The 11547-nt window shown below is 54.4% G+C and carries 10 protein-coding genes; 6 read left to right on the forward strand and 4 right to left on the reverse strand.

Going from position 1 to position 11547, the window contains the following annotated elements:
• Positions 1-139: 139 nt before the first annotated feature.
• The 4 genes from ACXMYJ_RS27745 to ACXMYJ_RS27760 all read right to left on the reverse strand — a co-directional run bounded on the left by ACXMYJ_RS27745 (position 140) and on the right by ACXMYJ_RS27760 (position 4954).
• Positions 140-1276: a polysaccharide pyruvyl transferase family protein gene (locus ACXMYJ_RS27745; protein ID WP_460359403.1), complete on the reverse strand. Its 1137-nt coding sequence runs from the start codon at positions 1274-1276 to the stop codon at positions 140-142.
• 114 nt (positions 1277-1390) lie between these two features.
• A complete protein-coding gene (locus ACXMYJ_RS27750) occupies positions 1391-2614 on the reverse strand; it encodes an O-antigen ligase family protein (RefSeq protein ID WP_460359404.1) in 1224 nt (407 codons plus the stop codon).
• A 169-nt stretch (positions 2615-2783) separates the two neighbouring features.
• A complete protein-coding gene (locus ACXMYJ_RS27755; protein WP_460359405.1) occupies positions 2784-3809 on the reverse strand; it encodes a nitroreductase family protein in 1026 nt (341 codons plus the stop codon).
• The gene (locus ACXMYJ_RS27760; RefSeq protein ID WP_460359406.1) at positions 3806-4954 is read right to left on the reverse strand and encodes a polysaccharide pyruvyl transferase family protein; all 1149 of its coding nucleotides are present in this window, start codon (positions 4952-4954) and stop codon (positions 3806-3808) included. Before ACXMYJ_RS27760 ends, ACXMYJ_RS27755 begins: the two co-directional genes overlap by 4 nt.
• Before the next feature lie 517 nt (positions 4955-5471).
• Between ACXMYJ_RS27760 and ACXMYJ_RS27765 the strand changes: the two genes are divergently transcribed.
• From ACXMYJ_RS27765 to ACXMYJ_RS27790, 6 genes are all read left to right on the forward strand, one after another.
• Positions 5472-5882, forward strand: coding sequence for a hypothetical protein (locus ACXMYJ_RS27765; protein WP_460359407.1), 411 nt, complete (start codon positions 5472-5474; stop codon positions 5880-5882).
• Positions 5879-6991: an HTTM domain-containing protein gene (locus tag ACXMYJ_RS27770; RefSeq protein WP_460359408.1), complete on the forward strand. Its 1113-nt coding sequence runs from the start codon at positions 5879-5881 to the stop codon at positions 6989-6991. The genes ACXMYJ_RS27765 and ACXMYJ_RS27770 overlap by 4 nt, the downstream gene beginning before the upstream one ends.
• Before the next feature lie 146 nt (positions 6992-7137).
• The gene (locus ACXMYJ_RS27775; RefSeq protein ID WP_460359409.1) at positions 7138-8079 is read left to right on the forward strand and encodes a glycosyltransferase family 2 protein; all 942 of its coding nucleotides are present in this window, start codon (positions 7138-7140) and stop codon (positions 8077-8079) included.
• A 461-nt stretch (positions 8080-8540) separates the two neighbouring features.
• Entirely contained in the window at positions 8541-9311 is a 771-nt protein-coding gene (locus ACXMYJ_RS27780; RefSeq protein ID WP_460359410.1) for a nitroreductase family protein, read from the forward strand.
• Positions 9312-9711: 400 nt separating this feature from the next.
• Positions 9712-10548, forward strand: coding sequence for a WecB/TagA/CpsF family glycosyltransferase (locus ACXMYJ_RS27785; RefSeq protein WP_460359411.1), 837 nt, complete (start codon positions 9712-9714; stop codon positions 10546-10548).
• A gap of 189 nt (positions 10549-10737) precedes the next feature.
• On the forward strand, positions 10738-11547 hold an 810-nt coding region (locus tag ACXMYJ_RS27790; protein WP_460359412.1), incomplete at its 3' end, for an oligosaccharide flippase family protein.

The raw sequence follows: 11547 nt of genomic DNA on the forward strand, positions 1-11547 counted from the left end.
GGTACAGCGCGACCGCATCCCGCTTGAACTCGTCCGGGTAATTTTTCCTTGCCATCGGTGTCGATCATCTCGCTTCCCCCGCCAATCTTGCGGGATTCAGCGTGTCCAACACCTGGGGTCAGGGCCCCTATGTGCCGCCTTATTCCGCGACATCCAGCAGGGAATCAAAGAAACTATTCAGCTCTTGCGCGGCGACTCTGCCCTCAAACTTGATCGGTACCATTCGCTCTGAGAGCTCGCGAAAATCCGTACTCTTCACATCGAAAACCAGATCGGAGAGGTCAATCGACTCAAAAACGCCCTCAATCTTTGGATCGCGGCCAGGCACTAACATTGCAAAGGGCGTCGCCCCTTCCTTCAGCGATGGCAGCAACGCGTGCAACCGGTTAGAGAAAACGGCGCTGCAGGTTCTATAGGTGGCAAATGCCTTATCAATATCCTGGTGCGCATCAATGAATTTAACTCTACCGGGATGCGCCTCTTCAGCGAGCTCCGCGAGCTCAAGCATGAAGCCGACGTCACGAGCAACCTGCGCTACAAACAAAAATTGAGTATCAGCAGGGGCCGACGCACAGATCTGGATTACTAACTCTCTGGCGCGGCCGCGAATCTCCGGATACTTATCATTGCGGAAGCTAAAGGCGACGGCGTCACGTTTCGACCCGTAAGGGGTTGTGGGCGTGCGAAATAGGTTCAATGTAACGTCAGGCATCACGCCGGTCACACGGATTCCGAGTGAACGCATATACGACTGACTTATGTTGTCTCGGGGCACCGAAGCGTAGAGCAATCGCGACCGCCATCGAAGGATGCGCGCGTGTCTGGGACCTATATTTTCAAACGACACGCCAACCTGACAGATGCGCACGCGTAAAGCAGCGAGAACGGCCAGCCAACCAATTCGGAGAAGGTCTGAACCGAACTGCTTTAATGTCCGCTCACCGTGAGGAGCGCCTGCTGTCAGGAAATAGTAGCAACGCCAGCCCGCCACCCGGGCACGCATTACATCCCAGACGAGTCCGGCAGGTCGACGATCTTGGTGCGGGAAGACCGCGGAGTTCTCTGAAATATTGAGCTGGCGGACGAAGCCCTCCGGCCACTTGCCAAGGTATACATCGGCGGGAACACGTGAAGAAACAAGTTGAATAAGCTCGCGCAGCACCAACGCATCACCGGCGTTTTCGGATTGGGCGTGCATATTGATAAACGCGCGCGACCGATGGCCAGGTCGTGAGGACAGGCGCTTCCCCGCGGCCTTTTGAATACGAACCCTCATATGCTCTCCTTCTGGCACACTGCAACGAAAATGTGCTCGGAAACGCCCAAATGTCTGTAGGCTTCCACGTCAACTTCTTGTTTTTCCCTGTAAACCGTGCCAGGCTATCTGTTTTCACCGTGTAACGAGACGCAGCTTCCGAGTTTCTATCGAAAGAAACAGAAGCATAACGCAAAGCGGTGTCGTCAAGAAGCCGGCGTAGATGCCACCCCCGGTAAGACTACCGAAGATGCTGAACAACACCATGAACAGACTATAGGAGTACTTTCTCGAATCTAGCGAATAGCGAAAAGCGCCAACCAACTGCACTAAAACCATGACGATAAGCACAGTCAAGCCAACAGCGCCGAGCTCGAAGTAGGCTTGCAGGAAAGAGTTGTTGGCATGGCTCGGACGGTAGTTGCCGAATAAATGATCAAACATCGGCAGCTGAAATGAGCCCAAGCCAAAACCCCAGGCATTCATACCATCTCCTAATGCGTTTAGAGTCCGCGCCCAAACGTCAGTTCGCCCCGTCAGCGTCAGATCAAACTCATTGTCGGCCAAGTACTGCAGCGCCTTATTCACAGAAAGGAAAGTTACGAGAACAGCCAGCCCCACCATGTTGAGAGCCAACCAACGGCGTGAGTTTGATCGGGAGAATGACCAAGTCAGTAGGAACGCTAACACACCTGCAGCTACATACAGACGTGTTCGCGAAAAAAACAGCACAACTATAAATCCAAACACGAGCAGCACAATAAATACTCGAGAACTGCCCAAAACTTTTCGGCCGTCTCCGTTTAAACAAGCAATCGCGATCAAACCTAACGCAATAGTTAGGAACGTTCCTAAAAACAGCTGATGAGCGAAAATGCCACGAAGTTCTGGCGCCCCACTCGATGACACGGGTTGATACGCGAGGCGGCCGCTAAGTGACACCATCGCCAAGGACAGGAGCGCGGCAGCCGCTGCGGTGAATACGATGAACCTACAAGCCCAGACCTCGTCCAAGTCGTGCAGTAAGAATGTAATAATCCAAGGAACGATCATAGGCAGCGCCTGTAACAAAGACTCTTCTGGCGATACGCTCCACGTTAGGGATAGGACAGCAACACTGAAATAAAGGAGATACATCCAGTCGTGGCCGAGGAGGACCGCCTTCGATGTTGATACTTTTGCCGCTACGATCACGACCGCCAGCGCAAGTAGAATCGCGTTTGCGACAGCGCCCTGAAAAAAGTGCAGACTCAGCGCCAAAGAGCTCAGGATAAACAATGCGCCAAGAATTTTGTCTCGTGAGCGCGTGCTTGGAGAAGCCAAGCGTGCGCCGAGCTTCGCACTGCTATGGATAGACACTATTGCTCCCCTCGTTTCTGAACCCCCGGAGCGCTGCGCCGTCCCTTGATAAAACGAGCTTTCGCAAACGTCTCGTGAAACCGATGTCTATACGTACAAGCGTGATCTCCGTTTGAGGACGGTACGGGCGCGGTGTTGGGCGGCCGAAGTTTGCTGAGCGAGTCACTAGTTAGACCAACCCCGATGTCATCGATTCAAGTCCGCCTCGCCTTCGGACGAAGGACGCCGCTGGCTTGCGGTCTGAGACGGGGACGACAGTCTCCGTAGGGAAATCTCCGACAGCGATGAACATCGCGATCATCTCTGAGTCGTCGATTGAAAGAAGCTTCCGGACGGCTAGCTGATCCTTGTGATACATCATTGCATTCAACGGCACGGCAGCAAGGCCCTCAAACTCGAGACCATACATTACCGACATCGAAAAGAGCCCACCATCAACGAAGGCTTGGTTCCGCTCAACCGGGCTCAAATACGTGTTGTTTGAGACTGTAATCGTAAGAAGAACTTCGGGCATCACGGGTTGCCCGAAACCTCGCTGATGTTCTAAAACGCGAGCCGCGAGCTCCTTATCCTCTACCCAGTACACCCGCCATCCTTGTCGATTGCACACTGAAGGCGTTTTCTCAGCGGCACACAGAGCAGCCATCACTTTTGACGTGTCAATTGGGTTACCTGAGAATTGGCGGACTGAACTGCGGCCTTGCGCCAGCTCATAAAAATTCTTGGCATCGTTATGCTGCTTGTCGAGCCGAGAAATGACCTTCGTGCCGGTAACCTGCTTGCCGACAGTTGCATTTAGAAATACAGGGTCAATGATCTCTTTCAGGAAGTCCGACTCATAGCCCAACTTCGCATGTAGTTCGCGGTATCGCTGCAACACGCCTACGCCTTGCTCGTAAGCGAAGCCGTCTAGGTCATGGCCGGCCGTCCGGTATACAACTAGCGCGTCATTAAGATCCGATAGGGCCTTGCGCCCGAAACCGGGTCGAAAGTCAGAGGTGCGAGAGAGGCCCTTCTCTACCGCGTGGACGTTATACATGATACGGGAGACAACCTGCTCGTACTGTTGATCAAATATCGAAAAGGAAGCCGTGCGGGAGAACCTGACAACATCCTTATAAGCGAGATATCGCAACCGCAACTTCTGCAGCAACTTCTTTGCATTTTGTTTCGGCCGAGATGTATTGATCTTCACAGCGTTCCCTGGTTCGTTCGGACGACAGCCTCCTCCGCCAAATACTGCGCGGTCCTGAGTCGTTCTATTGCAAGCTTGGACTCGATCGCCAGATCGTCGAGAGGGCTGGCAAGCGCCTGATCAAGCTGATCAGGATCGCCGAGGCGCCGCGAAGACAGGTCGAAAGAGTCAAGTAAGTACCCGAGCTTCTCCTCATTGCCATACCCTCCTTGGGCACTCCCCCGGACGATCGATACAAAGGGGCGGTGATTGATAATGGAGAAAATCGTTCCGTGAAAGGTATCAGTCACCACGCAGGCCGCATCACGGAAGTAAGCTAGCAATTCGAACGGGCTACATTCGACGAAAGCGTCGCCGCATTCCTGTACGCCCCCGAAGGTAAGAATGCGTGCTTTAATCTTCTGAGCATAGTTGCGCAGGGCCCGATTCTCTTCGCCGCTAAGCCGCCCGGAATAGCCATAGACGATGATGTACGGCGTCGCGTGTAGCCGGTGTGGCGGTACGCGCGCATCGGCCATTAAATCATAAGCTAGTGCAGGGTCTACATGGATGGGCGGCTCTAATCCGAGCAATTCCCGCACTATGGTTTGCGAGTTACGGTCGCGCACAGATATAGCATTGAATAGTGCTAGATCTTGCTTAACTTGACTTTCGATTCCAGCCGCGCGCATCTTTGGTAGGGTCGTATTGCCAAAAGATGCGGCATACGATATCAGACGCCGCGCAGCCGTACCGTAGCCGAAGAGATCCCGGGAGTAACCGACCTTAGAATTTCCCTGCACACAATTGAATACCTCGTCGCTACCTATGACCTGGCAGTCGAGATCTAAGTCGTAGTTCTCGATGGCAGGGATACCGGCCGCGGAGAAATAGCGTTTCCCATAGGCACGTTTATGGTCGAAGAACTTTATCCGCTGCTTAAACGGCGCCGTAACAGAGTTGTATTCACGCAGTTTCGCCAGCAATCGGCCAATAGTCGACGAGGACGTAGCGTCACCGACGAGAACGTCTCCCGGTCTGTAGTCAACGAACGAAACGGTCGCCCCCGGTACAGCATTCTCTATGAGACGTTTTAGGCTGTACGCCTGCAGGGTCGAGCCGTAGTTGTGGATACGCTGCATGGACATGATTCCGATGAGTGCCAACGGATACCTCCCCCTCATCACCTCGGCGCCACCACGACATACCCCCACCGGCCGTTGTGGCTCGATGCGCCGCCGGCGCCGCAAAACTCTTCAGTTCAGCAGGCTACCGCCGGTTTGACCCCAGTGCATAACGCGGCAGAGAGATGCCGACGGACCGGGTTGTCCACTAGCAGCGGGGCCCGCGCCCCAGAGGTACGCGTCCCCTCTGGTTCTCGCTCATGGCTCATCGCCGCAAGTAGTCGACTAATGTTGTAGGGTGGGTGACAGCATAAGACGGGGTGCGGGGGAATCTCCATGCGTGGTATTGCAAGCCATATTGCAGCGTTCTTAAGTGCGGTGCATCTTACATTATCGGCAACGCTCTCAGCATCCCCAGCCCTGCGAGCTTAATATGCAGCGATACTCGGGCTCCGATGCAGGCGGTCCACCGATGGAGGATCAGAGCCAACACGATAGGAATACCCTTGTCCTCCGAGCATTATTTGGATGCACCCTTGTATTATTCGGCCTGCAAATGGTGGGTATCTACATCACCAGATCACAACCGTATCCAGCCTTAACAATGCCTGGTTTTGCCGGAACGCCCACAGATGATGGTGTAATCGATTGGAACGCGGCCGTAATTGAAGTACGGATGTCTGATGGTGAAGTCAAAGAGGTAGAATACGAAGATATCTTGCCGGAAAACACAGGAGTTCTGCGTTCATCTGTATTCCGAGCTAATTTCAGTGACGAATCGGTTCTCCGTAACCCAGCAAAGGTGGCATGGCTGCAAGAACGGGCCTCTCGAATATTCCCCAACAACACAATTGAAGGGGTCACAATCCTTTGGCAGCGCTATGAATACAACATCAACGAGCACGTCGCGGTGTCGCCACAAGTGCAAACTACTAAGCGGCTAGATATTGACTTCAAAGCGGCGCGATGAAAATCGGAGACCAATTTGATCGTTGGGTTCGTTCCGGAAACTTCGATTCGCTTGATCTTGGGGCATACCGGATCATTTATGCCGTTGGAGCTATCTGTATCGCACCGAGCATCGAATGGCTTCATGAGTATCCGGACGCAATGTACTCCGCGCCGTTCGGTCCTTTTCAAGCCATCCCTGGATTTCCGAGTCTCGCCGTACTTATCGCTCTAGAAATCCTGCGAACCCTTGCCCTCGTTTTCCTTGCGCTTGGGCTGTTCAGCAAGTGGGCGTCGATTGCTTCAGGGGTGTTGCTGCTAGTAACGTACGGGCTGACCTATACCCTCGGTAAAATAGACCACACCATTCTTCTTGTAATAACACCCCTGATTCTTGGTTTTGCAAACTGGGGAGACCGGCTGTCAGTGGACGCGCTACTGCGCCGGCGAGGTCATTGCCGGACACCTCAATGGCCGCTCCGATATCTGGCGCTGTGTATAGGACTCGCTTTTTTCGTGGCTGCGGCGATGAAGCTCGGCACGGGTTGGACGGCGCCCTCGAGCCAGGCAGTCCGTGGCTACTTCCTCGAGTACTACATACTGCAAGATAGAACTTCAGGGTTAGCAGGGCTGGCTTATGGTTACAACACCAAGGCACTGTGGGAGTTTCTCGACTGGGCTACGGTAATTCTCGAATTTGCCATTCTTGCAGCCGTACCGTGGTGGCGCGCCTTCAAGGTGGCTCTCGCTTTGATTGTGTTTTTTCACCTAGGCGTCTTCCTTCTCATGAACATCACCTTTTCACAGAATCTTCTCCCGTATGGCGCTTTTGTCGCTTGGGGTGCCCTCAGGCCATGGGTGAACCAAATCTCACCATTCGAGAAGGTAGCCAATCTGAACTGGCGATTACTAAGCAGTTTGAAGCTCTGGGTGTGGTTCTTAATTGGTATCGCTCTCACTGCTGCAACCTGGTTAGCGGTTTCGCAAATTTCCCGACTGAACGAAGTGGCGAACGTCGTCACTATTGCGACAGCCTCAACTATCTCGCTCTTGTATCTCGCGAACGAAGCGCTTAGCGTTGTACGCCGCAATCGGACACGGCCTGCCCTGGCTTCCGGTAAATGGACATAGCGGGCGATGCACTCGGCGCTTTAGGCCCAAGATTGCTCAAATTGGCCGCCGCCCTAGACATTCGGGCCGACCGCTACCAGCGATCACTGTTCAAATTTCGATTCTACAAGTTTCTATTAGCGCTCTAACCAGGTAGGAGGCCTTGTATGGCGCAAAATTCTGGTACCCCAGTCTTTTCAGTCATAATACCTACATATAACCGCTCGGATATTATTCGCAGTACGCTCGAGTCCGTACAAAGACAGACGTATACAGATTTCGAGTGTTTAGTCGTAGACGATGGTTCGCCAGACGGCGAGGAATTGGCGGCCGTCGTGGAGTCCATGTCGGACGATCGATTTCGGTGTATCCGGCAAGCAAACGGAGGAGCGAGCAGCGCCCGAAACCACGGATTCGATCTGGCCCGCGGGCACTACATCGCGCTACTTGATGATGACGACGCGTTCCTCCCAAAGAAGCTGGAGACGTGTTTAGAGATTTTGAGGCGGCACAGCGATGAAGTGCTCCTGTACTCGCAAATGGTCGTCGAACGCGGCCTCGACAAGAAATGGATCCGACCATCTCGCGGAGCCCTGCCATCTGAAAGGATCGACGAGTACATATTATGCACCCCCGGAACCATCCGGACATCGACAATAGTCTTTACAGCTTCTCTGGCGCAACGGATTCGATTTGACGAATCACTCCCCTGGTTTCAGGACAGCGACTTCGCCATCAGGTCCGCTAATTCTGGAGCCGCTTTTGAGTTTGTAGCCGAGCCGTTGGTTGTGCTACACGACGAAATTGGGTATTCGCGCGTATCTCGAAATAAGAGTTACGAATCCGTCCTCGTATACTTCGAAAAGATGCGGCGAAGCGGCGCGATTTCAGAGCGATCATATTGGGCAGCGCGAGGTTGGCCCTGCGCACGTGTTGCGTCATCGTCCAATCGCCCGTATGCCGTCAGACTGTACCTAGAGGCCATGCTCAAAGGAGTTTTTCCCGCGCGCCACGCCGTCATCGTCGGAGCGCAAGTGATGGTGCCATACCGGGTCTATCAATATCTAGCAAACGTCGTCGTCCGCATCCGGGGGCGCCGTCTGCCGTAGGGTACGCGACGCCCGGTGTCCATTGTGCCCACGTGAAGCTGTCAAATCGTGAACTCGCCGTTGTGCATATCGTCGACTTCCGTGTTAGTCAAACACGAGAGTGCACATTCAGCAACACATGATGTCTGAGGACGCTTGCGTCAGTAGCGATCTTCATCGACGCCGGTTACGCTTATTCGCTAAGGCGGACATGTAACTGGGACACGATGTGTTGAAACACGTCCAGAGGGGGAATCTCGATGGTCTTCTCAAAACGAATACGCAATCGCATCAGGGGGACGGTCATTCGAGCCCGACTTTCGTCGTTGTCAAGCACCGCCACGGCGCAACGCGAACTCATACGTTTGGAGTTCCTTAAAGATGGTCGACGCTTTACAAAACACTCGAGCCCTACAGAATCCTCGTCGCCGCGTTTAGCTGGAGTCGGATTGGAATCGCAGCTCACGCGGGATTATCATCGCGTGGAGAAGGGACTGGCGCTTCCGGCGCCGAAGCGGCCATTTGGCCAAGGCGCACTGCTTGAGCGGCTTAATGACTTGATTCCGGTCGCCGCCGAGACAGCCCCTAAAACGGCGTACCTGCGCGCCTCGGTTGATGCCCGTGATGCGCTTCTGGCGTGGAATGAATCGGGCACTATCGACGATTCGGTGTCTCCTGTCGCACCGGAATGGGAAGTGCTGGACAGACCGGTCGTAGAGTCCTTCTTCAAGAACCGCCGCAGTGTTCGACATTTCGGCCCCGAGCCCATTGATATGACTCTCGTTTATCGCGGTATCGAACTAGCCGCTTTCTCGCCCTCCGTCTGCAACCGTCAACCATGGAAAGTGCGCTTATTTTCTGGGAGCCGAGTCGCTCATTTACTTCGCCATCAGAACGGCAGCAGGGGATTCTCTGAAGGAATTCCGCTCCTGGCGTTGGTCTCTGTTGAGCTTGGCTACTTTGTTGGCCGACGAGAGCGTAACCAGGCTTGGATCGATGGAGGTATCTTCGCATCAAGTCTAGTTTGGGCACTACATGGCCTAGGACTCAATTCATGCATGTTGAATCTCAGCATCACCAACAGCAGTGCTGATGCACTCCGGCAAGATGCCCGCATGCCTTCGAGCGAGGTCCCAATCATGATGATTGCCATAGGTAATGGCGCTAAGGGCCATCGTGCGGCTCGGTCCATACGTCGCGAACTGCGCGAAATCTTGGTCGGTGAGGATACCGACGACTCGGGCGCTTCATAGCGCGTGCAACTCGACGTGGTTGCGGGGTTACGAATGACTTCGGTAGCTCTCGCTATATTGGGACGGAACCATGAGACACAAGAGCGGCCGAATGGAAATGTGTCTCGTTTGGAGCGTGTCGGCGGTCCGTTCGTGCCGTGGTCCGGATGGGCAACTGTAGAAGCAGTAGCGCCGCGACGGTTTGCCTTCTTACCTCTACCGTGGCTCCAGAGCACCGGTGCCCTCGTGCGGCGCGACGGCTGTCTGATAGTTCTTGTCCGAAACTCAATTGCCGGCCTATGCAGCCCACACCGAAGGTCAGAGGCAGTTAGGGGCTTCACGCTCCAGTCTGACCGACACGTCTTTCCTCTAAAGGGGGCGTAATCGCCAACGTCATGAATATGTGGAAAGGTTAGGCATCATGGGGGAACCAGCAAGACCTGAGAATAGTCGGTCATGGACGCAATCCGACAGTACGTGGGTCGAAATTGGATTGTTTGACCTCTCAGTATCTCCGTTGACCGCAACGGAGGTCGCAGACCTGGCCACGCGAACGCCGGGGAAAAGGCTACTCCTTAATCACAACCTACATTCTGCCTATCTCCACGAGGTTGACGGCGACTTTCGGCGACTTTATGAACGTGCGGACTGGGTCGTGGTAGATGGAGCCCCAATCCTTTGGCTTGCGTCCTACTATTCCGGTCATCGATTTTCTTGCGCTTACCGAATTTCCTCTACGGACTGGGTAGATGCGTTATCGTTCCTCGCCGGTCCGCACCGCTTGTTCATCTTCGGCGCGACTGCGGAATCGAACCGCGAGGCAGTTAAGCGTTTACGTGAGCGCCTAACCGACTGGGCTGTTGATGGGGTGGATGGCTACGTAAGTGATGAACTTGCGATCCGGCAGCTCAACGATTTCAATGCAGACCTCGTGCTCATCGGCTTGGGTATGCCGCGCCAAGAGTACTTTCTGCTGCGACACTATGCCGAGCTTCCGGACGCAACATACGCAACGGTAGGCGGCGCTATCGACTATATAGCTGGCGCAACAAAGCTTGCCCCTCGATGGCTCGGCCGCTTTGGCATTGAATGGCTCTGGCGCCTGCTAAATGAACCCCGCCGCCTCGCCTACAGGTATCTAATAGAACCTCTGCTGTTGCTAATCCGCTTGATCGCACGACGGAGATTCGGAGCGATCCGGGCAAGATCCGGTGAAGGGAACGCGAAGACAGGCCGCCGTCACCGTGACCACATGTAGAGGATGACAAGTATTCATGCGCGGACCGGGCCACGGTTGGCTTCAACCGCAGACGGTCTTACAGCCGTGTGTGATGCTTCTCGGTTGGGCCGCCGTCTCCCTAGTGCAGTCTTACCTGTAGAACAAGAACGGCCACAGGCACCCAGTACTTAAGGTGGCTAACTTCTGAACGATATACTTCGGCAAATACTGACCGCGCTTTTTGGCCGCGGCGTGGTGAAGGTAGCGCAGTTTTTCACCTTCTTGATACTGGCGCGTCTGCTGTCTCCGACCGACTTCGGGTGGTACGGGATCCTCACGACAGCGGTATCCGTCGCCGCACTTGTGGGTAGCTTGGGGTTACGAGCGTCCTTCGGATACGAGATTGGCCAGAATCGTCGTACACCGGCTGAGGCCGCAGGCACCGCACTAGTCCTTTGGCTGCCGCTTACTGCGGTATCTGCGACGTGCGTGTGGATTTTCTACGGCCGCGGTATCCCGACACTCGCGGCGCAACAGGCTGGCGGAGTCATCTTCGCTGCTGTCGCCGGATCGCTCTTGATCGTTTTGATGCAGGGCATTTTTCTTGGACGTGGTGAGATCCGGATCTTTGCTTTAAGCGAGACAACGCCCGGTGTGGTTCTATCGGCATTCACAATTGCCTTAGCGCTCGTGTCCTCGGTGACACTCAGTACCGCTCTTTGGGCGTACAGCGCAAGCTTTTTAGTTGCTGCGCCAATCATGGTTCGGCTCGCTGTTAAAGGAGTGGGACGTCTCCGGATAAACTTCCGCAAGTTGGGCCGGTCAGTTGCGTTCGGTATAGTATACGCTGTAAATCTTGTTCTCACTACTATAAGTGCGCGTTTATCAATGTTTGTCATCGAACATTATATTGGGCCAGCGCCGGCAGGGCAGTTTTTCGCCGCCATTCGTTTGAACGAGATGATTCTTGAGGCCGCAACCGTCGCAGGCGTCGTACTCTTCTCGAACGCTGCGCGTCAAGACAAAGGAGCTTCGATC

Source organism: Mycobacterium sp. ZZG (assembly GCF_054786995.1).

Bases quoted from the DNA above. Each gene is read 5' to 3' on its own strand.
- ACXMYJ_RS27745 (WP_460359403.1), bottom strand. From the start codon at position 1,276: ATGAGGGTTCGTATTCAAAAGGCCGCGGGGAAGCGCCTGTCCTCACGA.
- ACXMYJ_RS27770 (WP_460359408.1), top strand. From the start codon at position 5,879: ATGAAAATCGGAGACCAATTTGATCGTTGGGTTCGTTCCGGAAACTTC.
- ACXMYJ_RS27775 (WP_460359409.1), top strand. From the start codon at position 7,138: ATGGCGCAAAATTCTGGTACCCCAGTCTTTTCAGTCATAATACCTACA.
- ACXMYJ_RS27785 (WP_460359411.1), top strand. From the start codon at position 9,712: ATGGGGGAACCAGCAAGACCTGAGAATAGTCGGTCATGGACGCAATCC.